Annotated in this window: 23 protein-coding genes and 1 riboswitch; of the genes, 14 read left to right on the top strand and 9 right to left on the bottom strand. The window is 76.1% G+C overall.

Going from position 1 to position 22,600, the window contains the following annotated elements; translation table 11 throughout:
- The first annotated feature begins 3 nt into the window (after positions 1–3).
- Positions 4–732 (top strand): ZIP family metal transporter, encoded by a 729-nt coding sequence (locus ACIBIW_RS35950; RefSeq protein WP_399342612.1) that lies wholly within the window; start codon positions 4–6, stop codon positions 730–732.
- A gap of 23 nt (positions 733–755) precedes the next feature.
- Here the strand turns inward: ACIBIW_RS35950 and ACIBIW_RS35945 are convergent, their stop codons facing one another.
- The 8 genes from ACIBIW_RS35945 to ACIBIW_RS35910 all read right to left on the bottom strand — a co-directional run bounded on the left by ACIBIW_RS35945 (position 756) and on the right by ACIBIW_RS35910 (position 10,264).
- Positions 756–2,126: a cobyrinate a,c-diamide synthase gene (locus ACIBIW_RS35945; RefSeq protein ID WP_399342611.1), complete on the bottom strand. Its 1,371-nt coding sequence runs from the start codon at positions 2,124–2,126 to the stop codon at positions 756–758.
- On the bottom strand, positions 2,123–2,749 hold the full coding sequence (gene cobO, locus ACIBIW_RS35940; RefSeq protein WP_399342610.1) for a cob(I)yrinic acid a,c-diamide adenosyltransferase: 627 nt from the start codon (positions 2,747–2,749) through the stop codon (positions 2,123–2,125). Before cobO ends, ACIBIW_RS35945 begins: the two co-directional genes overlap by 4 nt.
- Positions 2,749–4,884, bottom strand: a complete 2,136-nt coding sequence (locus tag ACIBIW_RS35935; protein WP_399342608.1) for a putative cobaltochelatase — start codon at positions 4,882–4,884, stop codon at positions 2,749–2,751. Before ACIBIW_RS35935 ends, cobO begins: the two co-directional genes overlap by 1 nt.
- On the bottom strand, positions 4,881–6,461 hold the full coding sequence (locus tag ACIBIW_RS35930) for a cobyric acid synthase (protein ID WP_399342606.1): 1,581 nt from the start codon (positions 6,459–6,461) through the stop codon (positions 4,881–4,883). Before ACIBIW_RS35930 ends, ACIBIW_RS35935 begins: the two co-directional genes overlap by 4 nt.
- Entirely contained in the window at positions 6,458–7,420 is a 963-nt protein-coding gene (locus tag ACIBIW_RS35925) for a cobalamin biosynthesis protein (RefSeq protein ID WP_399342639.1), read from the bottom strand. The genes ACIBIW_RS35930 and ACIBIW_RS35925 overlap by 4 nt, the downstream gene beginning before the upstream one ends.
- A 52-nt stretch (positions 7,421–7,472) precedes the next feature.
- Positions 7,473–7,596: riboswitch (cobalamin riboswitch) on the bottom strand.
- An 86-nt stretch (positions 7,597–7,682) separates the two neighbouring features.
- The gene (locus tag ACIBIW_RS35920) at positions 7,683–7,904 is read right to left on the bottom strand and encodes a hypothetical protein (RefSeq protein ID WP_399342605.1); all 222 of its coding nucleotides are present in this window, start codon (positions 7,902–7,904) and stop codon (positions 7,683–7,685) included.
- 66 nt (positions 7,905–7,970) lie between these two features.
- The gene (locus ACIBIW_RS35915) at positions 7,971–9,311 is read right to left on the bottom strand and encodes an anion permease (protein ID WP_399342603.1); all 1,341 of its coding nucleotides are present in this window, start codon (positions 9,309–9,311) and stop codon (positions 7,971–7,973) included.
- Positions 9,312–9,487: 176 nt separating this feature from the next.
- Positions 9,488–10,264 carry a lysozyme gene (locus ACIBIW_RS35910; RefSeq protein WP_399342602.1) on the bottom strand — a complete coding sequence of 259 codons (777 nt, stop codon included), beginning with the start codon at positions 10,262–10,264 and terminating at the stop codon, positions 9,488–9,490.
- Positions 10,265–10,452: 188 nt separating this feature from the next.
- On the opposite strand from ACIBIW_RS35910, the gene ACIBIW_RS35905 reads away from it, so the two are divergent.
- The 6 genes from ACIBIW_RS35905 (at position 10,453) to ACIBIW_RS35880 (ending at position 17,549) form a co-directional block, all read left to right on the top strand.
- Entirely contained in the window at positions 10,453–11,244 is a 792-nt protein-coding gene (locus ACIBIW_RS35905) for a class II aldolase/adducin family protein (RefSeq protein WP_399342600.1), read from the top strand.
- Positions 11,245–11,319: 75 nt separating this feature from the next.
- Positions 11,320–12,447 (top strand): alpha/beta hydrolase family protein, encoded by a 1,128-nt coding sequence (locus ACIBIW_RS35900; protein ID WP_399342599.1) that lies wholly within the window; start codon positions 11,320–11,322, stop codon positions 12,445–12,447.
- 381 nt (positions 12,448–12,828) lie between these two features.
- Positions 12,829–14,241 carry a hypothetical protein gene (locus tag ACIBIW_RS35895; protein ID WP_399342598.1) on the top strand — a complete coding sequence of 471 codons (1,413 nt, stop codon included), beginning with the start codon at positions 12,829–12,831 and terminating at the stop codon, positions 14,239–14,241.
- A 210-nt stretch (positions 14,242–14,451) separates the two neighbouring features.
- Positions 14,452–16,050 (top strand): ribosomal protection-like ABC-F family protein, encoded by a 1,599-nt coding sequence (gene abc-f / locus ACIBIW_RS35890; protein WP_399342596.1) that lies wholly within the window; start codon positions 14,452–14,454, stop codon positions 16,048–16,050.
- 352 nt (positions 16,051–16,402) lie between these two features.
- A complete protein-coding gene (locus tag ACIBIW_RS35885; protein ID WP_018533414.1) occupies positions 16,403–16,624 on the top strand; it encodes a helix-turn-helix domain-containing protein in 222 nt (73 codons plus the stop codon).
- 127 nt (positions 16,625–16,751) lie between these two features.
- Positions 16,752–17,549 (top strand): enoyl-CoA hydratase/isomerase family protein, encoded by a 798-nt coding sequence (locus tag ACIBIW_RS35880; RefSeq protein WP_399342594.1) that lies wholly within the window; start codon positions 16,752–16,754, stop codon positions 17,547–17,549.
- Positions 17,550–17,603: 54 nt separating this feature from the next.
- Here ACIBIW_RS35880 and ACIBIW_RS35875 read toward each other — a convergent pair whose 3' ends face one another.
- A complete protein-coding gene (locus tag ACIBIW_RS35875) occupies positions 17,604–18,365 on the bottom strand; it encodes a nucleopolyhedrovirus P10 family protein (RefSeq protein ID WP_399342592.1) in 762 nt (253 codons plus the stop codon).
- A 196-nt stretch (positions 18,366–18,561) separates the two neighbouring features.
- Here ACIBIW_RS35875 and ACIBIW_RS35870 point away from each other — a divergent pair, with 196 nt between their 5' ends.
- From ACIBIW_RS35870 to ACIBIW_RS35840, 7 genes are all read left to right on the top strand, one after another.
- A complete protein-coding gene (locus ACIBIW_RS35870) occupies positions 18,562–19,047 on the top strand; it encodes an Asp23/Gls24 family envelope stress response protein (protein ID WP_399342590.1) in 486 nt (161 codons plus the stop codon).
- Between the two features lie 49 nt (positions 19,048–19,096).
- Positions 19,097–19,279 carry a hypothetical protein gene (locus tag ACIBIW_RS35865; protein ID WP_399342588.1) on the top strand — a complete coding sequence of 61 codons (183 nt, stop codon included), beginning with the start codon at positions 19,097–19,099 and terminating at the stop codon, positions 19,277–19,279.
- A 4-nt stretch (positions 19,280–19,283) separates the two neighbouring features.
- On the top strand, positions 19,284–19,631 hold the full coding sequence (locus ACIBIW_RS35860) for an Asp23/Gls24 family envelope stress response protein (RefSeq protein ID WP_399342586.1): 348 nt from the start codon (positions 19,284–19,286) through the stop codon (positions 19,629–19,631).
- Positions 19,628–20,293: a DUF6286 domain-containing protein gene (locus ACIBIW_RS35855; RefSeq protein WP_399342585.1), complete on the top strand. Its 666-nt coding sequence runs from the start codon at positions 19,628–19,630 to the stop codon at positions 20,291–20,293. Before ACIBIW_RS35860 ends, ACIBIW_RS35855 begins: the two co-directional genes overlap by 4 nt.
- A gap of 3 nt (positions 20,294–20,296) precedes the next feature.
- Positions 20,297–20,872: an alkaline shock response membrane anchor protein AmaP gene (amaP, locus tag ACIBIW_RS35850; protein ID WP_399342583.1), complete on the top strand. Its 576-nt coding sequence runs from the start codon at positions 20,297–20,299 to the stop codon at positions 20,870–20,872.
- A gap of 104 nt (positions 20,873–20,976) precedes the next feature.
- Positions 20,977–21,768 carry an SURF1 family protein gene (locus tag ACIBIW_RS35845; RefSeq protein ID WP_399342582.1) on the top strand — a complete coding sequence of 264 codons (792 nt, stop codon included), beginning with the start codon at positions 20,977–20,979 and terminating at the stop codon, positions 21,766–21,768.
- Positions 21,769–21,832: 64 nt separating this feature from the next.
- On the top strand, positions 21,833–22,588 hold the full coding sequence (locus ACIBIW_RS35840; RefSeq protein WP_399342580.1) for an SDR family oxidoreductase: 756 nt from the start codon (positions 21,833–21,835) through the stop codon (positions 22,586–22,588).
- Positions 22,589–22,600 lie beyond the last annotated feature (12 nt).

The raw sequence follows: 22,600 nt of genomic DNA, 5'->3' as shown, positions 1-22,600 counted from the left end.
ACCATGGTCGTGCTCGTGGCACTGGGTTCCTTCGTGATGACACTGGTCGGCGGCTGGACGGCGCAGCACGTCGCCGACCGGCGCCACCTGGTGCTGGGGTTCGCCGGCGGACTGATGCTCGGGGTGGTCGGACTCGACCTGCTGCCCGAGGCGCTCGAAGGGGCCGGCGAGGAGGTCTACGGGGTGCCCGCCGCGCTGCTGCTGTTCGTCGGCGGCTTCCTCGCCGCCCACGTCATCGAGCGGCTGCTCGCGCTGCGGCAGGCCGAGCACGGCGCGCACACCCCCGAGCAGGTCCCCCAGGTCGGGATGGGCGCCGCGGCGGCCATGGTGGGCCACAGCATCGCCGACGGCGTCGCGATCGGCGCGTCCTTCCAGGTCGGCGAGGCCATGGGGCTCACGGTGGCGCTCGCCGTCATCTCCCACGACTTCGCCGACGGCTTCAACACGTACACCGTGACCAGCGCCTACGGGAACGCCAGGCGCAAGGCGCTGGCCATGCTGTTCGCGGACGCCGCGGCGCCGGTGGTGGGCGCCGCGTCCACGCTGCTCTTCCACATACCGGCCCGCGCCCTCGGCTGCTATCTGGGCTTCTTCGGCGGGGTGCTGCTGTACATCGCCGCCGCCGAGATCCTTCCCGAGGCCAGCCACCGCCACCCGGCGCGCTCCACGCTGCTGTGCACGGTCGCGGGAGCCGGGCTGATGTGGGTGGTGATCGGCGCGGCGGGCGGCTGAGCCACGCGCGCGCGTGCGGGCGCTCACGCGGGCAGGCACCGCCCGGCGAAGCGGCGCACCGCGCCCGGCGCGCCCGCCGGATGGGTGTGCAGATAGCTGGCGTGCACCCCGCCCGCCACGAACCCCTCGCGGCGCGGCTGCGGCGTGCGCAGCCCCCATGCCGCGGCGGCGCCCGCGCCCGGGGCGACGGCGGTGCGGTGGAACTCGTGGCCGCGCACCCTGGCGCCCTCCGCGGCGAGGGGGCTGTCGGTGAGCGCCACCGCCTCCCGGTAGCCGAGCGTCAGCCGCGACGTCATCCGGGCCTCGGCGTCCAGCACCCCGCACATCGCGGCGCCGTCCAGGGACTTCGCCAGGTACACGAGGCCCGCGCACTCCGCGGCCACCGGGGCGCCGCGCGACGCGAGGGCGGCTATCGCGTCCCGCAGCGGCTCGTTGGCCGACAGGCCCGGCGCGAACACCTCGGGGAAGCCGCCGCCGACCACAAGGCCCGCGGTGCCCGGGGGCAGCCGCTCGTCGCGCAGCGGGTCGAACGGCACCGCCTCCGCGCCCGCCGCCGCCAGCAGCTCCGCCTGCTCCGCGTAGCCGAAGGTGAACGCGGCGCCGCCCGCGACGGCGATACGCGGCGGGCGCGCCGCGCCGACCGGGCCGCCGTGCTCCGCGAGCGCCCCCGCCGGGTCCCAGGGCGCTTCGGGCAGCGGCGGCGCGGTACGGGCAAGCGCGAGCAGCGCGTCCAGATCGCAGCCCGCGCGCACCGCCTCCGCCATCGCCGCCACCGCCGCCAGCGCCTCGGGCCGCCGCTCGGCCACCGGGACGAGCCCCAGGTGGCGGGCGGGCGTCGCCACCCCGGCCGAGCGGCGCACCGCGCCGAGCACCGGCACCCCCGAGGCGTCGAGCGCGTCGCGCAGCAGCGCCTCGTGCCGGTCGGACGCGACCCGGTTGAGCACCACCCCGCCGAGGCGCACCCCGGCGTCCCACGACGCGAAGCCGTGCACGAGCGCCGCCACCGAGCGGGACTGCGCCGCCGCGTCCACCACGAGCACCACGGGCGCCCGCAGCAGCTTCGCCACCTGCGCCGTGGACGCCAGGTCGCCCTGCCCCGCCACCCCGTCGTACAGGCCCATCACGCCCTCCACGACGGCCAGGTCGCAGCCCTCCGCGCCGTGCGCGAACAGCGGCGCGATCCGCTCCGTGCCGCAGAGGAACGCGTCGAGGTTGCGCCCCGGGCGTCCGGTGGCGAGCGCGTGGTAGCCGGGGTCGATGTAGTCGGGCCCCACCTTGTGCGGGGACACCGCGAGCCCGGCCGCCGCGAAGGCAGCCATCAGCCCGGTCGCCACCGTGGTCTTGCCGCTGCCCGACGCGGGCGCCGCGAGCACGAGACGGGGCACACGGGTCACCACTCGATGCCCTTCTGGCCCTTCTGGCCGGTGTCCATCGGATGCCTGACCTTGGTCATGTCGGTCACCAGGTCCGCGTACGCGCACAGCGCGGGCGGCGCGTCCCTGCCGGTGATCACCACATGCTGGCTGCCGGGCCGCTCCCGCAGCACGGACACCACCTCGTCGGTGTCGATCCAGCCCCAGCGCAGCGCGTACGTGAACTCGTCGAGGACGTAGAGCCGGTAGGTGCGGGCCGCCAGGTCGCGCCTGACCTGCTCCCAGCCCTCCCGCGCGCGTGCGGCGTTGGCCGTGTCGTCCGGGGTGTCCCCCTCGCCCTCCGCCGCGGGCCGCTGAATCCACGACCAGCCCTCGCCCATCTTGTGCCAGGCGACCGTGCCGCCCTCGCCAGAGGCGCCGAGCACCTTCAGCGCGTGCTCCTCGCCGACCCGCCACTTGGCCGACTTCACGAACTGGAACACCCCGACGGGCCAGCCCTGGTTCCAGGCACGCAGCGCGAGGCCGAAGGCCGCGGTCGACTTGCCCTTGCCGGTGCCCGTGTGGACGAGCACCAGCGGGCGGTTGCGACGCTGCCTCGTGGTGAGCCCGTCGTCCGGTACGACGGGCGGCTTCCCCTGCGGCACTACGCGGCCCTCCTCGCGGGCGCGCCCGCGCCCCTGACGTCCCTGACCACTCCCGCGAGCGCGTCCGCGCGCAGCCCGTCGAGCGCCACCAGCGTCCCCGCGAGGTCCGCCGCGAGCCGCCCGGCGAGCCCGAGCCGTACCGGGCCCGTCTCGCAGTCCACCACCACCGACGCCACCGCGTCCGCCGCGAGCAGCCCCGCGGCGCGCGGCACCCCGCGCCCCCCTGCCCCGGTCGCGCGCCCGTCGGTGACCACCACGAGCAGCGGGCGCCGCGCGGGGTCGCGCAGCCGCTCCACCCGCAGCACCTCGCGCGCCCGCAGCAGCCCCGCAGCCAGCGGCGTACGGCCGCCGGTGGGCAGCGCGCCGAGCCGGGCGGCGGCGGCGTCCACCGACGACGTCGGCGGCAGCGCCACCTCGGCGTCCGCGCCGCGGAACGTCACCAGGCCGACCTTGTCGCGCCGTTGGTAGGCGTCGAGCAGCAGCGAGAGGACCGCGCCCTTGACGGCGCCCATCCGGCGCCTGGCCGCCATCGACCCGGAGGCGTCCACGAGGAACAGCACGAGATTGCCCTCGCGGCCCTCGCGCCGCGCCCGCCGCAGGTCGTCACGGCGCACCACGAGTCCTGGCCCCGACCTGCCGCGGGCCCGCTGATGCGGCGCCGCGGCCCGCACCGTGGCGGGCAGGTGCAGCGCCCCGAGCGAACCCCTGGGCCGGAACGAGCCCGTGGTGCGCCCGCGTTCCGTGCGCGCCCGCGACCGCCGACCCGCCGCGCCCTCGCCGAGCCCCGGCACCGTCAGCAGACGCGCGCGGAAGGGCTCATCGGGCCGTACGGCGGCCTGCGCCGCACCGCCCGCGGGGGCGCCGGAGGGGGAGTCGTCCGGCTCGCCGGGCCCCGGCGTCCCGGACCCGTCGCGCTGCGGCGGCACACCGTCGTCCGCGGGCGCCTTTGCGCCACCGCCCCCGGGGCCGCCGTCAGGGCCGCCTTCAGGACCGTCGTCGTCGGGACCTTCGGGACCCGGCGCCTCCCCGGGGCCCCCGGTGCCGTCGGTGTCGCCGCCGTCGGCGCCGTTCGCGCCCTCGGGAGGCGCCGCTTCGGTCCCGTCCTGCGGCTCCTCGGGCGGGAACTCCTCGCCGCCCAGGATCTCGTCGAGCCGTTCCTCGTCGAGCCCTGGCGCGTCGAACGGGTTGCGCCGCCTGCGGTGCGGCAGCGCAAGCAGCGCCGCGGTGCGCACGTCGTCGCGTACCACCTCGGTGCGGCCCGACCAGGCGGCAAGCGCGACCGCGGTGCGCGCCATCACGATGTCCGCCCGCATCCCGTCCACCTCGAACCCCGCGCACACCGCCGCCACCGCGCGCAGCGCCGCGTCCCCGAGCCGTACCCGGCCGAGCAGGGCGCGCGCGGACACCACGCGCTCCCGCAGCGCACCCTCCTCGGGCGCCCAGCGGGCCGCGAAGCCGCCGGGGGAGTCCTCGTACGCGAGGCGCCGCCGCACCACCTCGACCCGCTCGTCCGGGTCCCGGGAGGCGGCCACCTCGACGGTGAGCCCGAACCGGTCGAGCAACTGCGGGCGCAGCTCGCCCTCTTCCGGGTTCATCGTGCCGACCAGCAGGAACCGCGCCGCGTGCCGCACCGACACCCCCTCGCGCTCCACATACGAGGAGCCCATCGCGGCGGCGTCGAGCAGCAGGTCGACGACGTGGTCGTGCATCAGGTTGACCTCGTCGGCGTAGAGGATGCCCCGGTGCGCCTCGGCGAGCAGCCCCGGCTCGAAGCTCTTCACGCCCTCCGCGAGGGCCCGTTCGATGTCGAGGGCGCCGGTCACCCGGTCCTCCGACGCGCCCACCGGCAGCTCCACGGTCCGCGCGGGCCGCGCGGAGGCGGGCGCCCCGGTGCCGTGCGGCCCGTCGGGGCAGCCGGGGTCGGGCGCGGCCGGGTCGCAGGAGAACCGGCAGCCCTCCACCACGTCCACCGGTGGCAGCAGCGCGGTCAGCGCGCGCACCGCGGTGGACTTGGCGGTGCCCTTCTCCCCGCGCACGAGGACGCCGCCGACCGCGGGCGACACGGCGTTCAGCAGCAGCGAGAGCCGCAGCCCGTCCTGGCCGACAAGGGCGGTGAACGGATAGGGGGCAGTCACTCGGCGACCTCCAGGGTGGTCCTCGCCCCGTACGCCTGCGGCGTCCCGGAGCCGGGGGAGTGGACGGGGAGCGGCGCCCCCGGTGGCACGAACGGCAGCCCGGGCGGCGGCCCCTGCTCGATGAGCCGCCAGAGCGCGTCGGTGTCGGCGTGCTCCTCCACGAGGTCGGCGAGCAGGTCGATCTGCGCCTCCCGCAGCTCCTCGAAGCGCACGCCGGGCGCGGGCTCGAAGCGCCGCCCCGCCGCCCGCGCCACCTCACGCAGGAAGGCCCGTCTGAACCCGTCGGACTCCAGCGAGCCGTGCCAGTGCGTGCCCCACACCTGGCCGACCCGGCAGCCGTCGAGGAAGGGCTCGCCGCCGTGGACGGAGGCGACCGCGTGGTGGATCTCGTAGCCGTGGACGCGCTCCCCGAGCGCCAGGCCCGAGGGCCTGGCGAGCGTCTTCCCGGGCCGGAACGCGACGCGCACCGGCAGCAGTCCGAGCCCTTCGACGCGGCCTGCGCGCGACTCGACCTCGTCGTCGATGCGCTCCCCGAGCATCTGGAAGCCGCCGCAGATGCCGAGCACCGGGCGCCCGGCCGCGGCCCTGCGGGCCAGCTCCGCCGCGAGCCCGCGCTCCCGCAGCCAGGCGAGGGCCCGCACGGTGGCCCTGGTGCCCGGCACGACCACCAGGTCGGCGTCGGCGACCTCCTCCGGGCGCTCCACGAACCGCACGGCGACCCCGGGTTCCGCGGCGAGCGCGTCCGCGTCGGTGAAGTTCGACATCAGCGGCACCGCGCACACCGCGACCCGCAGCACCTCGGCGCCGTGCGGCGGCGCCACCGGCGCGAGCGCGCCGCGGCGCGCGAGACCGAGCCCGTCCTCCTCGTCGATCCCGAGGCCCTGCCGGTACGGCAGCACCCCGAGGGTGGGCCGCCCGGTCAGCTCCCGCAGCATGCCGAGGCCGGGTTCGAGCAGCGACACGTCCCCGCGGAACTTGTTCACCAGGAACCCCGCCACCAGCGCCTGGTCCTCGGGTGAGAGCAGCGCGAGGGTGCCGAAGAACGAGGCGAACACCCCGCCCCTGTCGATGTCCCCGACCACCAGCACCGGCAGCCCCGCGGCCCTGGCGAGGCCCATGTTGACGATGTCGGTGCGCCGCAGGTTGATCTCGGCGGGGCTGCCCGCGCCCTCGCAGACCACCACGTCGTGCGCGGCCCGCAGCCGTTCGAGGCAGTCGAGCACGGTGCCGAGCAGCGCCTCCTGGCGTCCGCCGTGGTAGCCGCGCGCGCTCATCTCGCCCGCGGGCCTGCCCATGACGACGACCTGGCTGCTGCGCTCGCCGCCCGGTTTCAGCAGTACGGGGTTCATCAGCGCGCTCGGCTCCACCCGGGCGGCGAGCGCCTGCATCGCCTGGGCGCGGCCGATCTCGGCGCCGTCCCGGGTCACGAAGGAGTTCAGCGACATGTTCTGCGCCTTGAACGGGGCCACCCGCACCCCGCGCCTGGCGAGCCAGCGGCAGATCCCCGCGGTCACCACGCTCTTGCCCGCGTCGGACGTGGTGCCCGCGACCAGCAGCCCGCCCCCGGTGCCGGTCACAGGACCGGGCCCGGCAGGCACCGCGCCAGACACACGGCGGCGGCGAGGGCGCCCACGGTGACCCGGCGCGAGAGGCGCACCGCGCGCGCGATGTCGGCGGGGGTGGCGGCGCGGCCCCGGGCGCCGAGCACCGGGCGGTGCTCGGTGCGGCCGCCGTAGGACAGGGTGCCGCCGAGCCGTATCCCCAGGGCTCCGGCGAACGCGGCCTCGACCGGGCCCGCGTTGGGGCTCGGGTGGTGCTTCGCGTCGTCGCGCCAGGCCCGCAGGGCGGCCGCGGGGGCGCCGCCGGTGAGCACGGCGAGCAGCGCGGTGAGCCGGGCGCCAGGCCAGCCCGCGACGTCGTCGAGACGGGCCGCGGCCCAGCCGAAGCGCAGATAGCGGGGCGAGCGGTGTCCTGTCATCGCGTCGAGCGTGTTGACGGCGCGGAACGCGGCGAACCCCGGCACCCCGGCGACGGCGCCCCACACCAGGGCGCCGACGACCGCGTCCGAGGTGTTCTCGGCGACCGACTCCACCACCGCGCGCGCGAGTTCCCCGGCGTCGAGCGCCTCGGGGTCGCGCCCGCACAGCCGCGGCAGCAGCCGCCGCGCGGTGTCCGTGTCGCCGACGGCCAGGGCGGCGCCGATCCGCTCGGCCTCCCCGGCGAGCGAGGCGCCGCCGAGCACGGTCCACGCGGCGGCGGCGGTCCATGCGACGGCGAGCGGCGGGCGGTGGCGCAGGGCGCGTTCCGCGCCCGCGGCGAGCGCCACGGCGCCGCCGACGCAGAGCGCGGTGTGCGCGGCGCCCGCGCCCCTGTGGTCGCGCCAGAGCGTGCGCTCCAAAGCGCCAGCGGCGCGCCCGAAGGCGGCGACGGGGTGGCCGCGGCGCGGGTCGCCGAAGACGGCGTCGGCCAGCAGTCCCGCGGTGGCGCCCGCGGCGAAGCGCCGCGCGCGCGTGACGGTGGGCGGGCAGCCCGGCATCACTCGTGTCCTCACTCAGGGTCCGCGCCCCGGCTCGAAGGAACGACGGCGAGAGTGTCCTGGCTCCCGGATCGGCGCTGCCCCGGCCTTCCCGCTCGTACGAGCCGTGGCCGTGGGTGGGGAGCGCTCCCCGGTGACAGTGGCGGGACCGCGCCGGATTCGCACCGGCTTCCTCTCCTGCCGCCGTTGTATGGCCCCGGCAGTCCACCACGCCCGGCGAACGGCCGTCAACCAGCCGCTGACCAGGCAGGGGACGCCGGTGTCAGCCCGCTATGAGGTAGATCCCGTACGCCACGGCGGCGGCGCACAGGGCGAAGCAGGCGTAGGCGCCGGTGGCCAGGAGCGCCCCCTGGCCGCCCGCGCGCGGGGCGCCGCCGCGCCGGGCGAGGCCGACGGTGCCGAGCGCGAAGAGGCCCACCAGGGCCACGGTGGCCGCGAGGCTGACCCCGAAGACGGTGCCGATGGCCGTCCAGTCGATCTGCATGGTGTGTTCCGTCCTTGAGGGGCCGTCAGGGGCTCGGATGGGTGGTGCCCGCGCCGGGGCGCGCGGTCACGGGGCGGTGCCGCCCGGCGCCGCGGCCGGTGCGGGGCTCTCGCCGGGGGAGGGGACAGGGGCGGGCACGGTGACCGGGGCGACGGGCACGCCGGGCGCCGTGGCGGCGGGGCCCGGGGCGGGCCTCGCGAGGCTCGAAGCGGGGCTCGTGGCGGCGCTCGGAGCGGCGGCGGGGCTCGCGGTGTCCTCCCGTACCACCGCGTCGGCGGCGAGCATGCCGGGCGCCGGGGTCCGGGGCTCGGGGTCGTTCACGTTGGCGTGGGTGACGGGCCTGCGCCTGGCCAGGTTCCACACCGTGCCGGAGGCGGCGACCAGCAGGACCGCGGTGGCCGCGATGCCCCAGGGGCCGCGCCCCGCGAGGAGTTCGGCGCCCGCGCCGACCAGGCCCGCCGCGGGCAGTGTCAGACACCAGGCCACCAGCATCCGGGTCGCCGTGGACCAGCGGACCACCGCACCGCTGCGGCCGAGGCCCGCGCCCATCACGGCGCCCGAGCAGACCTGGGTGGTGGAGAGCGAGAAGCCGAGCTGCGACGAGGCGAGGATGGCGGTCGCGGCGCTGGTCTGCGCGGCGAAGCCCTGCTGCGGCGCGAGGTCGGTGAGGCCGCGGCCCATCGTCCTGATGATGCGCCAGCCGCCGATGTACGTGCCGAGCGCGATGGCGAGCCCCGCGGAGGCGATCACCCAGACCGGGGGGTTGGAGCCCGGCGCCAGCACCCCGCCGGTGACCAGCGCCAGGGTGATGATCCCCATGGTCTTCTGCGCGTCGTTGGTGCCGTGTGCCAGCGAGACGAGCCCGGCCGACGCGATCTGGCCCGCGCGGTAGCCGCGGGTGGTGGAACCCTCGGCGGCGCCGCGGCCGAGCCGGTAGGTGAGCCGGGTGGCGACGAGCGCCCCGAGGCCGGCGACGACGGGCGCCGCCACCGCGGGCAGCAGCACCTTGGTGACCACCGTCGAGCCGTGCACGGAGGACCAGCCCGCGGACATCACCGCCGCCCCGATCAGCCCCCCGAACAGGGCGTGCGACGAGCTGGACGGCAGCCCGAGCAGCCAGGTCAGCAGATTCCACAGGATGGCGCCGACGAGCGCCGCGAAGATCACCTCGGTGCGCAGGCCCCGTTCGTCGACGATCCCGCCCGAGATGGTCCTGGCGACCTCGATCGAGAGGAACGCGCCCACGAGGTTCAGCGCGGCGGACATGACGACCGCGGCTCTGGGGCGCATCGCGCCGGTGGAGATGGTGGTGGCCATCGCGTTGGCGGTGTCGTGGAAACCATTGGTGAAGTCGAAGGCGAGTGCCGTGACGATCACCATCACGAGAACGAGCGTGATGTGTTCCATTTACCCAGACTTCTGTCGTACGTCGGTGGCTCGTTGAACGTACGTAATCTGAGTGAACGGAAGATGAACCCGGGCAGGCCATGAGGTGTATCGCTACGGCGGGTGCGGTGCTCGGGTCTCGACACCCGCCCCGGCGGCGGGACATGGGCGCGCCCGTCCGCGGGGTTCCGGTCGGCTCAGCCCGCCGCGAAGCGCGCCAGGGCGTCCGCGTCGCCGTGGAAGCGGTTCTGGTCACCGGCCATCGGACCGTGGTCCGCGTACTGCCAGAACGTCCACGTCGTCCACCCGGCGGGCAGCGCGCCGGGCGACGCGGCGTAGTCCGGCACCCACAGCGCATGGTCCCCGAAGCCGCGGTTGCCCCCGGTGCAGGTGTTCCACCACCGGGTGCTCGTGTAGATCACCGGAAGCACCCCCGCGCTCCGCCGCACCTCGTCGCTGAAGTCCCTGACCCAGTCCGCGAGCCCCGCCTCGTCCAGGCCGTAGCACTCGGCGCCGTAGGGGTTGGCCTCGATGTCGAGGGCGGGCGGCAGCGTCCGGCCGTCCGCCGCCCAGCCGCCGCCGTTCTTCAGGAAGTACGCCGCCTGCGCCGCGCCCGAACTCCGGTCGGGGAGCGCGAAGTGGTAGGCCCCGCGCAGCATCCCCGCCTCCCGCGAGCCGTCGAACTGCCCCCTGAAGTACGGGTTCTTGTACGTGGTCGACTCGGTGGCCTTCACATACGAGAACCGCGCCCCCGCCTCGTACGCCTTCTTCCAGTCGACCGTGCCCTGGTGGGACGACACGTCGTTGCCCCGGGGGAGGTCCGCGTACGGCTCCGCCGCGCGCGCCGGGGACGGGGCCTGGGCGAGCGCCAGCGCCGCGGCGGCCGCCAGCAGGCGCGCCGTGCGCGCCCCGGCGCGGGGGCTCGTGGGCCGGGGGAGCGCCGTGCGGTGGACGGAGTGGCGGGCAGCGGGCATGGGTTCCCCGATCGCGAGCGCCGGGGCGCACGCCCGACGAGCTACAACAAATGGGCACGAAGGCTATCGAAAACACCAGCGCTCCCCGCTCGTACACACGGCACACGCCCCGAAAGAGGGAGCCGTGCCCCGGTGGAATCCGCACCGCCCGGGGCCCCCGCGCCCGGCGCGGTGACAGGATGCGGCCCATGCCTCATGACCAGGAGCGGCCCACGCCGCACGCGGAGCGGGCTGCGCCCGCCACGGCCGCCACGGCCGCCGCCGCGCGGCCCGACACCCCCCGACCGGCGGACCCCCACCCGCCGTCCCCGCGCGGCGGCGGACCGGCGGCGGGGGCCGTCGCGCACGCCTGGCGCGAGCTGGTCGCCGCCGCCCGCAGGACCGTCGCCGACGGCCTGGTCGTCGGCACCTCCGGCAACGTCTCCGCGCGCGTGGGCGACACCGTCCTCGTCACCCCGAGCGGTGTCCCCTACGACCGCATCGACGAGGACGAACCGCTCGGCGTCGACCTCGCGGGCAACCGGGTCCTCGGCACCCTCACCCCCACGAGCGAGCTGCCGATGCACCTGGCGGTGTACCGCACCACGGGCGCGCGCGCCGTCGTGCACACCCACGCCGTGCACGCCACCGCCGTCTCCACCCTCGTCGACGAACTCCCGCTGGTGCACTACATGGCCGCCGCGCTCGGCGGCCCCGTGCGCGTCGCCCGCTACGCCCTCTACGGCAGCCCCGAGCTGGCCGCGCACATGCTCGACGCGCTGGAGGACCGCACCGGCTGCCTCCTCCAGAACCACGGCACCCTCACTTACGGCGCCACCATGGACCAGGCGTACGACCGCACCGCGCAGCTCGAATGGATGTGCCGCGTATGGCTCACCGCGAGCGCGCTGCCGGGCCGCTCGCCCCACCTCCTCGACGCCGGACAAGTGGCGGAGGTACAGGAGCGGTTGCGGGGGTACGGGCAGCGAGAGGAGCGCTGACAGGGAGGCGGCATGACAGGACTCGCGGTACCGCTTCGAGTGGCCCGGCCGGTACACCCCCACGACACTGGTCCCGTGCACACCGCCAGAGCGACGGCCGCCGCCGTCACCGCCGTGCTCGGGGCAGGCGCGGCCGCGGTGGCGGCCGGCCGCCTCGCGGGCGGCGCCGCCCTCGGCCGCAGGCCCGGAAGGACGCTGCCCTCGGGGCCGCGGCTCACCGTGCACGCCGCGGGCGAGGGACGGATCACCCTCACCCGCCACCTCGCCTCGCTGCGCCCCGGCGTCCACGGCCTCACCGGCGAGAGCGCCCACGCCGTCGTCGGCGAGGTCCTCGACGACGGCGGGCCGCGCGCCCCCGACACCGTCGTACGCCGCCTCCTGAGGGTCACGGGCGGCGCCCTCGAACCGGGCGCCAGGGTGCGGCTGACGCCCCAGGTGCACGTCGGCGACCCCGCCACCGCCCTCGGCATCGACCACGAGGACGTCACACTGCCCGGCGAACTCGGCCCGCTGCCCGCCTGGTTCGTGCCCGGCGCCCGGGACGTCTGGGTCATCACCGTGCACGGCCTCGGCACCACGAGGGAGCACCCCATGGTGGTCATGGAGCTGCTGCACCGGCTGCGCCCGCACGTCCTCGACGTCTCCTACCGCGGCGACGCGGGCGCACCGGCCGCCCCCGAAGGACTCGGCAGGCTCGGCGAGACCGAGTGGCACGACGTGGAGGCCGCCGTGCGCCACGCGGTGCGCCGCGGCGCCCGCCGCATCGTGCTGCACGGCTGGTCGACGGGCGCCACCATGGCGCTCTACACCGCCGCGTTCTCCAAGCACCGCGACCTGGTCACCGGGCTCGTCCTCGACTCCCCGGTGCTCGACTGGCGTGCCACCGTGCGCGCGCTCGCCAGGGCGGGACACGTCCCAGGACCGCTGCTGCCGCTGGCCGTCCGCGCCGCCGAGGGGCGCACCGGGCTCGACGGCCACCTCGTCGCGGACGCCGCCGAGCGCACCCGCGCCCTGCCCACTCTCGTGATCCACGGCCCCGGCGACCACATCGCCCCGTTCGGGCCCAGCCGGCGCTTCGCCGAGCGCCCCGGCGCCCTCACAGGACTGCACACCGTGTACGACGCCGCGCACGCCGCCATGTGGAACGCCGCCCCCGAGCGGTACGAGGAGACCCTGCGCCGATTCCTCGTACCCCTGCTGTAGGCGCCCACCGCGGTCCCGCCGCCGCGGGCCGCGGACGGGCCGCCCGCGCGTGCGGCTCCCGGGGCCGGTCCGGTCGGCACGCACGCGCGTGCGCCCGCGCGCTCCCGCACGTCTGGCCCCGGTGCGGCGGCGGTACCGCAAACGGCGTATCCGAGGCGGCATCAACGGCGTACCCGGCGCCGGGGCACGGCGCCCGCGGCCCGCGCGTGTGCCGCCGCGCACGGGCCGCGCCCCGGGGCCCCGCGCGGCCCCCGCACGCGTCTTCCGCTTGGGCACGCCGCCGTGACACGCGCGGGGCACGGCCCCCGCGTCCGTCCGTGCCGCCCGAACCGTCGCCATTCCGTTTGGGTTTTCGCACGGTCAACAGGAAGACTGCTCCCCGTGACGTCCCGTATCCCGCGCGACTCCAGGCTCCGACTCGTCCACCCACGACCTCCGGTCTCCGCCACCAAGGCGGTACCCCAGCGCCGCTCACGGCGCTCGGCCTCGCCACCACCGGACGGCACTCCGGCGCCCGCGGAGCTGGCCCGCATGGCCCGCGGGGAACTCGCGGACGCGGTGCGCGTCGCCCGCTGGGCCGACACCGCGCTGCGGCTGAGACCCGAGACCGGCGCCGACGTCTGGGACGGCTGCGGGGTGCTCTCCGACGCCGCCGCCCAGCGCGCCGCCGAGGAGATCGACCTGACCCCGCGCCAGGTCCACGCCGACTGGGACACCGCCCGCCTCGCGGGCCTGATCGAGGTGCACGGCGAGAGCGCGCGCCCCGGCTGGCGGCTGCGCGCGTGGGACCGCGACGACAGCGCCGTACTGCGCGGCTGGGTGGCCCTCTTCGACGCCTGGTCGCTCGCCCAGCCCGCCCCCGACGACGCGCCGCCCGCCACCGTGGCCGAGGTCGTCGAGGCGATGCCCCAACTGCTCTCCCTGCTCCACCTCTCCGCGGGCCCCGTGCCCCGCGCCCAGCTCCTCGACCTGCTGGTGCAGCGCGTCACGGAGCTGCGCACCGAGCGCTGCGAGATCGCCTACGGCCCCCAGGAGGCCCCGCGCGACGACGCCGACGACACCCCCGCGCTCGCCGCCCTCCTCGACTGGGCGCTCGGCGCGCTGGCCGCCGTCGGCGCCGTCGTCCCCGGCGGCGAGGCCGAGCGGCAGGCCGCCCTCACCCCGCTGGGCAGTTGGGCGGTCTGGGTCAAGCTGGAGCAGATCTGCGTCGCCGCGCAGAGCCCCGCGGGCAACATCGAGCAGCACGCAGAGGCCATGCTCCGCGGCTGCGCGGGCCTGCGGCCCAACGCGGCCCGCGCCGAGTACCGCGCCTGGCTCGCCGCCCGCCCCGTCGGCAGCGCGGTCACCGAACTCCTCGACGCCGCCCGCGGCGAGGACGCCCTGCTGCGCGGCCTCGCCTTCGACGCGCTGCGGGTGGTCGGCGCCCCCGCGGAGACCGAAGTGCGCGCAGTGCTCGACGTCACATCGCTGCGGCCCTACGCGCTGCTCTGGCTCGCCGAACTGGAGGGTGCCGACCCCGAGGACGCGCACTCCGCGCTCACCCGCGAGGAGGCCACCTGGCTCTGGGTCGACACCGCGGCCGCGGTCTCCGACCATGGCGACGCGGGGCTGCTCGTACGCCACCTGGAGTCGGCCCTCCAGCCCTCCGTCCCCGCCCTCCTCGACGAGGTGCGCGCGGTCGGCCACCCCCGCACCGTGCAGGTGCTCGTGGCGCTCGCCGCCGCCCACCCCGACCCCGCGCTCTCGAAGGCGGTACGCAGGGCCGCGTTCCAGGTCCACACCGGCGGCGCCTGACCACGGCGCGCCCCGCCGCCCGTCCCACGGCGCCGGGACCCGGGCGGACGGCGGGCCGCCGCCCGCGCGCACGGGCGTGCCCGGCGGCGGAAAAGCGATTGCGGGCCCCGGGTAGAATGGCCCGCATGGCCATTCTCCTTGTGCACTAGGCGGCGTGCCGTACCTCCGAGCCCCGCCCACCCGACCGTTCATCCGCCCTGGAGTCTGTCCGTGATCACCGCTTCCGGTATCGAACTGCGTGCCGGCGCCCGCATCCTCATCGAATCCGCCACCTTCCGAGTCGCCAAGGGCGACCGCATCGGCCTCGTCGGGCGCAACGGCGCGGGCAAGACCACCCTCACCAAGGTCCTCGCGGGCGAGGCGATCCCCGCGTCGGGCACGGTCTCCCGCGGCGGCGAGGTCGGCTACCTGCCCCAGGACCCCCGTACAGGCGACCTCGACGTCCTCGCCAGGGACCGGGTGCTGTCCGCGCGCGGGCTCGACGTCCTGCTGCGCAAGATGCGCGAGAACGAACAGCGCATCGCGGGCGGCACGGGCGCCACCCGCGACAAGGCCATGCGGCAGTACGAGCGCCAGGAGACCGAGTTCCTCACCAAGGGCGGCTACGCGGCCGAGGCGGAGGCCGCCACCATCGCCGCCGCGCTCGGCCTGCCCGACCGGGTGCTCGGCCAGCCCCTGCACACCCTCTCCGGCGGTCAGCGCCGCCGTATCGAGCTGGCCCGCATCCTGTTCTCCGACGCCGATACCCTGCTGCTCGACGAGCCCACGAACCACCTCGACGCCGACTCCGTCGTCTGGCTGCGCGACTACCTGAAGAGCTACCGGGGCGGCTTCATCGTCATCTCCCACGATGTCGACCTGATGGAGACGGTCGTCAACAAGGTCTTCCACCTCGACGCCAACCGCTCCGTGATCGACGTCTACAACATGAGCTGGAAGCTCTACCAGCAGCAGCGCGAGTCCGACGAGAAGCGCCGCAGGCGCGAGCGGCAGAACGCGGAGAAGAAGGCCGCGGCCCTCAACGCGCAGGCCGACAAGATGCGTGCCAAGGCCACCAAGACCGTCGCCGCGCAGAACATGGCCCGCCGCGCCGAGCGGCTGCTCTCGGGCCTTGAGGAGGTGCGTCAGTCCGACAAGGTCGCCCGGCTGCGCTTCCCCGACCCGGCATCCTGCGGCAAGACCCCGCTGACCGCCGAGGACCTGTCCAAGTCCTATGGCTCCCTGGAGATCTTCACGGACGTCGACCTCGCCATCGACAAGGGCTCACGCGTGGTCATCCTCGGGCTCAACGGCGCGGGCAAGACCACCCTGCTGCGGCTGCTCGCCGGGGTCGAGAAGCCGGACACGGGCCGCGTCGTCGAGGGCTACGGCCTCAAGCTCGGCTACTACGCGCAGGAGCACGAGACCCTGGACCCCGAGCGCACGGTGCTGGAGAACATGCGCTCCTCCGCCCCCGACCTCGACCTCGTCGAGGTCCGCAAGGTGCTCGGCTCCTTCCTCTTCTCGGGCGACGACGTCGACAAGCCCGCGGGGGTGCTCTCCGGCGGCGAGAAGACCAGGCTGGCGCTCGCCACCCTCGTGGTCTCCTCGGCGAACGTCCTCCTGCTCGACGAGCCCACCAACAACCTCGACCCGGCAAGCCGCGAGGAGATCCTCGGCGCGCTGCGCACCTACAAGGGCGCGGTGGTCCTCGTCACCCACGACGAGGGCGCCGTCGAGGCGCTCAAGCCCGAGCGGATCATCCTGCTGCCCGACGGCGTCGAGGACCTGTGGGGCGCCGGATACGCGGACCTGGTGGCCCTGGCCTGACCCGCCCCGGCGCCGCCGCGGCCCCTTGGTGATCACGCGGAGTGGATCATTCGGCCCATCGGTGATCCATCATCTGCGTGACGCCGCCTCGTACTCCGGCGTGTCGGGCGACCCGGCGGGCGTTTTCCCGCAAAACCCACCGCGAATTTCGGAGCGCGGCTCTGACCTGCGGTTTTCACGGCGGCGGAGGAGATGTACCGCTGAGCGAACCAACGGAATGTGACGTTCCGTTCGTGTCGGTCGCCGATTCCGCCCGGAACCTTGTCGTACGGACCTTGCCGAATGGGTGGCCAGGAAGCCCGGTAGGGGTGATCATGAGAGTCCAGAGCGCACTTCCCATGAGGAGGCACGGGTGGCCGAGACTCTGAAGAAGGGCAGCCGGGTGACCGGCGCCGCGCGCGACAAGCTCGCGGCAGACCTGAAGAAGAAGTACGACTCCGGTGCGAGCATCCGGGCGCTGGCCGAAGAGACCGGCCGCTCGTATGGCTTCGTCCACCGGATGCTCAGCGAGTCCGGGGTCACGCTGCGGGGACGCGGCGGGGCCACGCGGGGCAAGAAGGCCGCCGCAAGCTGAGGCGGGGGGCGCACCGCTACCGGGTGGTGGCCACCCGGCCGTTCACACGACCGGCCGGGTGGTTACTGTGCAGTCACATGAGGCCGCCGTCCGCGGCACCCACCGACTGCCAGCCAGGAGGCGCCCCGTGACCTCGCCGGACTCCACGGCACCAGCACCCCGTATCCACGAGCACGGCGTACGGCTCACCGTGGAGGGCGACATCGCCACGGTGACGCTCGACGGTGCCGCCAGGCGGAACGCCCAGGGCCCCGCCCTCTGGCGCACCCTGGCCGAGGCGGGCCGCACCCTGCCGGGAAACGTCCGGGTGGTGCTGCTGCGCGCCGAGGGGCCCTCGTTCTCCGCGGGGCTCGACCGCCGCGCCTTCACTCCCGACGGGATCGACGGCGAGGGATCGCTCACGGAACTCGCGCGCCTCGCCGACGCCGATCTCGACGCCGCCATCGCCGGATTCCAGGCCGCCTTCACTTGGTGGCGCGCGCCCGACATCGTCAGCGTCGCGGCCGTGCAGGGGCACGCCATCGGCGCGGGATTCCAGCTCGCGCTCGCCGCCGACCTGCGGATCGCCGCAGACGACGCCCAGTTCGCCATGCGCGAGACCAGCCTCGGCCTCGTGCCCGACCTCGGCGGCACCCACCCCCTGGTCTCCCTCGTCGGCTACGGCCGCGCCCTGGAGATCTGCGCCACGGGGCGCTTCGTCCAGGCCGAGGAGGCCGCCAGGATCGGCCTCGTCAACCTGGTGGTGCCCGCCGCCCATCTGGACGAGGCGGCACGCGACCTCGCCGACGCGCTCCTCGACGCCCCGCGCGACGCCCTGATCGAGACCAAGGCGCTGCTCCAGGGCGCCACCGCGCGCGGCTACGACGAACAGCGCGCGGCCGAGCGCGCTGCGCAGGCGCGCAGGCTGCGGGACCTCATCGGCTGAACGGGGCCGCCCCGGGCCCCGCGCCACCCGTCCGGCCGAACGGACCCCGCCCCGTCACGGCGCCGGCCGTCCCGCCCCGCCGGACGCCCCTGCGCCGCCCGGCTCCCCCCACCCCGTGACCAGCACCGCCACCGTGTCCCCCGCCGGAAGCACGGCGGCCAGCGCCGCCCGTACCGCGCGGGCGGTGTCCAGGGCCCGCGGCCCGGGCCGCACGGCGATCTCCACCCGGACCCGGCGCGGCCCTTCGTCCGGCGCCTCGACGACCACCGGGCGGCCCAGCACCCCGGCGAGCGCCGCCACGCCCGCCACCGAGCGCGCCGCCTGCGCCAGGCGCCCCGCCTCGCCGCCCCCGGGCGCCGCGGCCTCCCGCACACCGCCGTCGGCGCCATCCGGTCCTGGCGTCCCGGCACCGGGCGGGTGGAAGCCCGTCACCCGCAGGTCCACCGCCGTGACCCGCAGCCCGAGCCGGTCCGCGGCCGCCGCCGCCAAGGCCGTGCGCAGCCGCCCCGCGACCGGCGGGATCGGCTCGCCCTCCCGCACCGAGAGGTCCGCCGTCACCCGCAGCGGGCCAGGCGGCAGCGCGCTCGGCGGCGGCGGCACCGCGCCCGGCGCGGCAGCGGCGCCGGGACCGTCCTCCGCAGGGCCGATCCGCAGCGTGCCGAGCGCCGCGCCCGCCACCGTCCGCGCCGCGTGCCGCAGCGCCGCCGCGGCGGCCGACTCCGCGAGCCACGCCCCGTCCTCGGGCCCGCCGAGCGGCAGCAGCCTGCCGAGGCCGAGCCGCCCGCGCACCGTCTGTGTCCAGGAGTCCACCGTCATTGCTCAAGACTGCCGTACTCCCGGAGCGAATCGGAGAAACCGCGCTTAATGTGAACAAAGGCCGCATCTTTTGACAGAACCGCATCCCCCGGGGGACCCGGGAGGCGGAGCGGCGCGACCGGGCGCACCACCACGGGGCGCACGGCCCACCGCCAGGACCGACCGGGAACAGCGAAGAGAAAGCGGGTGAAGCACGATGGCCGAGGCCACGGCACGCAGCGACGCCAGGGGTGCAGGAAGCACCTTCGAGAAGCAGGACCAGGGCGGCAAGGGCGGCGGACAGCGCGGCGTTCCGGGGGAGAGGGGCCGCACCACCATCGCCGAAGGGGTCGTCGAGAAGATCGCCGGGCTCGCCGCCCGCGACGTCGACGGCGTCCACGCCATGGGCAGCGGGGTCTCCCGCACCCTCGGCGCCGTGCGCGACCGCGTACCCGGCGGCGGCAAGTCCGTCACCCGGGGCGTGAAGGCGGAGGTCGGCGAGGTGCAGACCGCGCTCGACCTGGAGATCGTCGTCGACTACGGCGTCTCCATCTCCGACGTCGCCCGCGACGTCCGCGAGAACGTCGTCGCCGCCGTCGAGCGGATGGCGGGACTTGAGGTCGTCGAGGTCAACATCGCCGTCAGCGACGTCAAACTCCCCGACGAGGACGACGAGGACGAGTCCCAGTCCAGGTTGCAGTAGCCACCCCCGGGCGACGCCCGCGGGCCAGTGACTCAGCGAGGAGCACAGGATGAACATGGCCGTGATCGGCCTGGTGGCCGGGATGACCCTGGGATTCGCCGGGTACTTCGGCGGCTTCGGGGCCTTCGTACTGGTGGCGGCGCTCGGCGCCATCGGCTTCGTGGCGGGCAGGTTCGCCGAGGGCGACCTGCAACCGGGAGACTTCTTCCGCACCCGCGACCGGCGGCGGTGATCCGGTGCCCGGGCAGCTCCCCGGCGCCGCGGAGCGCGGCGCCACCCGGATCGCCGACCGGGTCGTCAGCAAGATCGCGGCCTACGCGGCGTACGAGGCGCTCGGCGGCGCGCCCGAAGGCGGGTCGCGCCCCCGTGCCTCGGTGCACGTGCGCCAGGAGACGGCGCGGGTGCGCGTCGCCGTGGAACTCGACTACCCCACCGACGTCGGCGCCCGCTGCCGCGCCGTGCGCAGCCGCGTCGCGGGCCGGGTCAGACAGTTGGCGGGCATGGCGGTGCCCGAGGTCACCGTCGAGGTGGAGCGGCTGCACTCGGACGACACCCGGGGCACCGCGGGCCGGAGGGTGGCATGAGCGAGGCACCGCCGCCGGGACCCGGCGGCACCCACCGCGAGCCGCTGAGCACCCTGGTGCCCGGCGGCGCCACCCCTGCGGGCGCCACCGAGGAAGGACCGCCGACCCTGGAGGGCGGCACCGAGCACCGCTTCTGGTCGCGCCGCCGGGTCCCCGCCGCGATCGTCTCGCTCCTCCTGCTCGCCGCCGCCGGGCTCGCGCTGTACGAGATCGTCTCGGTGCGCGCCGGACGCCCCGCCATGCAGTGGCGCAAGACCCTCGCGAACGACCTCGCGGAGCGGCAGCTCGACGACACCGCCGTCCTCGCGGGCGCCGCCGCCTGCGCCGCGCTCGGCCTCTGGCTGCTGCTGCTCGCCCTCACCCCCGGCAGGCGCGGACTGCTGCCGATGCGGCGCACCCATGACGAGGTCCGCGCCGCGCTGCACCGCAAGGCCGCGTCCCAGGTGCTGCGCGACCGCGCCATGGAGGTGCCCGGCGTGTGGTCGGCGGCGGTGCGCACCAAGCGCCGCAAGGTGAAGGTGAAGGCCACGGCGCACTTCCGCGAACTCGACGACGTACGCACCGACCTCGGGGCCGCGCTGCACGACGGCATCGACCAGCTCGGCCTGGCCCGCCCGCCGTCGCTGAAGCTGCGCGTCGCGCGGCCCGGCAGAAGGGACTGACCCGTGCGCACCGCCAACCGCGTCCTGCTCGCCCTCGTCGGGCTCGTGCTGCTGGTCCTCGGCGGCTCCGTGCTCGCCGTCGGCCTCGGAGCGAGCCCCCCTTCGTGGTGGGTCCACCAGGGCGAGCACGACGTCCTGCTCACCCGCGCGGAGCGCACCCGCTGGCGCGGCGAGGGCTGGTGGTGGCCCGTCGTCATCGCCGTGCTCGCCGTCCTGCTGCTGCTCGCGCTGTGGTGGCTGGCGGCCGCGCTGCGCCGCCGCAGGCTCGGCGAGCTGATGGTCGACACCCGCGACGGGGAGGGCGCGGGGCTGCGCGGCCGGGCCCTGGAGACCGTGATGGAGGGCCGGGCCGCCGCCCTCGACGGCGTCAGCGACGCCGACGTGTCCCTGCACGGCCGCCGCACCGCCCCCCGCTCCCGGGTACGGCTGCGCCTCGAACCCTTCGCGTCCCCCGCCCGCGCCCTGCGCCACCTCACCACCGACACCCTCGCCGAGGCCCGCGCCGCCGCCGGGCTGCGCCGACTGCCCACCGAGGCGCACCTGTACGCGGAGAAGCACCGGGCCAGCCGGGTCCAGTGAGGCGCCGCCGCGGCGCGGGCCCCGCGGGGCAGGCCCCGGCGCCCACCGGCGCGTGGGCACCCCGCCGCCGGGCCGCCCCGGCACCCCGGAGTACCGTCACAGGCGTGTACCGCTTCCTGCTGACCAGGCAATGGGTGATCCTCACCCTGCTGTCCCTCGTGCTCATCCCCGTGATGATCAGGCTCGGCCTCTGGCAGTTGCACCGGCACGAGTCCCGCGTCGCGCAGAACGACCTCGTCGCGAGCGCGCTGGACGCGAAGCCGGTACCGGCGGAGAGCCTGACGTCCCCCGGGCACGAGGTGACACGCGACCAGCGCTACCACCGGGTCACCGCGCACGGCACCTTCGACACCGACCACGAGGTCGTGGTGCGCCGCCGCACCAACGACGCCGAGGAGATCGGCTTCCACGTCGTCACCCCCTTCGACCTCGACGACGGCCGGGTCCTGCTCGTCAACCGCGGCTGGATTCCCGCCAACGGCGCCCAGACCGCGTTCCCCCGCATCCCCGCGCCGCCCGCGGGCGAGACCACCGTCACCGGGCGGCTGATGCCCGACGAGACCACCGCGGCGAGCGGCATCAAGAACGTCAGGGGCCTGCCGCCCCGGCAGATCATGCTGATCAGCAGCGGCCAGCAGGCCAGGAGCCTCGGCAAGCAGGTGCTCGGCGGCTTCGTCGAACTGACCTCGCCCGCCCCGAAGGACGACACCCCGCAGTTGATCTCCGCGCCGGACCACACCGGCATCGGCCCGCACATGGCGTACACGGTCCAGTGGTGGCTGTTCGCCGCCGGGGTCCCGGTCGGCTATGTGATCCTGGTCCGCCGCGAGGCGCGCGAGCGCCGCGCCGCCGCCGCGGAGCAGCCGCGGCCCGAGCGGGAGCCGGCCACCGTCTGACCCGGGCGCGCGCCCCGAGGGACCGGAGGCGGGGGCCGTCGGGGCCGGTGGCAGGATGGGCGCCATGGATCTCGGCCTGAAGGACCGCGTGTACATCGTCACCGGCGGCAGCAAGGGCCTCGGCAACGCCGCCGCCCGCTCCCTGCTCGCCGAGGGCGCCAGGACCGTACTCGCGGGGCGCGACGGGCAGCGCGCCCGGCAGGCCGCGGCCGAGGCGGGGCCCGGGGCGGTCGGCGTGGCCGCCGACAACGCCGACCCGGGGACACCGGCCCGGCTGATCGCCGCCGCTCGCGAGCACTTCGGGCGCCTCGACGGCGTCCTGATCAGCGTCGGCGGGCCCGTCGCCGGCGGCGCGGCCGAGCCGATGGACGAGCACTGGCGGTCCGCGTTCGAGTCCGTCTTCATGGGCTCCGTACGGCTCGCCCAGGCCGCCGCCGCGGAGTTGGGGGAGGGCGGCGTCATCGGGTTCGTGCTGTCGGGCTCCGTGCACGAGCCGCTGCCAGGACTCGCCGTCTCCAACGGGCTGCGCCCCGGGCTCGCCGGATACGCCAAGACCCTCGCCGACGAGCTGGGCCCGCGCGGCATCCGCGTCGTCGGACTGCTGCCCGCGCGCATCGAGACCGACCGGGTACGCGAACTCGACGGCCTCGCGCCCGACCCCGGGGCGCACCGCGCCCGCATGGAGGCGCACATTCCGCTGCGCAGGTACGGCACCGCCGAGGAGTTCGGCACCTGCGCCGCCTTCCTGCTGTCGCCCGCCGCCTCCTACCTCACCGGCACCATGCTCCCCGTCGACGGCGGCGCGCGGCGCGCCTTCTGACCGCCGCCGCGC

Source organism: Streptomyces sp. NPDC050560 (genome assembly GCF_044457285.1).
Classification (GTDB): Bacteria; Actinomycetota; Actinomycetes; order Streptomycetales; family Streptomycetaceae; genus Streptomyces.
The sequence above is the reverse complement of the archived record's forward strand: the minus strand, read 5'-3'. Positions and strand labels throughout refer to the sequence as shown.

Coding starts and splice junctions, on each gene's coding strand:
- ACIBIW_RS35950 (WP_399342612.1), top strand. CDS start 4: ATGGTCGTGCTCGTGGCACTGGGTTCCTTCGTGATGACACTGGTCGGC.
- ACIBIW_RS35870 (WP_399342590.1), top strand. CDS start 18,562: ATGGCCGAGGCCACGGCACGCAGCGACGCCAGGGGTGCAGGAAGCACC.
- ACIBIW_RS35875 (WP_399342592.1), bottom strand. CDS start 18,365: ATGACGGTGGACTCCTGGACACAGACGGTGCGCGGGCGGCTCGGCCTC.
- ACIBIW_RS35920 (WP_399342605.1), bottom strand. CDS start 7,904: ATGCAGATCGACTGGACGGCCATCGGCACCGTCTTCGGGGTCAGCCTC.
- ACIBIW_RS35840 (WP_399342580.1), top strand. CDS start 21,833: ATGGATCTCGGCCTGAAGGACCGCGTGTACATCGTCACCGGCGGCAGC.
- ACIBIW_RS35910 (WP_399342602.1), bottom strand. CDS start 10,264: ATGCCCGCTGCCCGCCACTCCGTCCACCGCACGGCGCTCCCCCGGCCC.
- ACIBIW_RS35905 (WP_399342600.1), top strand. CDS start 10,453: ATGCCTCATGACCAGGAGCGGCCCACGCCGCACGCGGAGCGGGCTGCG.
- ACIBIW_RS35915 (WP_399342603.1), bottom strand. CDS start 9,311: ATGGAACACATCACGCTCGTTCTCGTGATGGTGATCGTCACGGCACTC.
- ACIBIW_RS35855 (WP_399342585.1), top strand. CDS start 19,628: ATGAGCGAGGCACCGCCGCCGGGACCCGGCGGCACCCACCGCGAGCCG.
- ACIBIW_RS35865 (WP_399342588.1), top strand. CDS start 19,097: ATGAACATGGCCGTGATCGGCCTGGTGGCCGGGATGACCCTGGGATTC.
- ACIBIW_RS35925 (WP_399342639.1), bottom strand. CDS start 7,420: ATGCCGGGCTGCCCGCCCACCGTCACGCGCGCGCGGCGCTTCGCCGCG.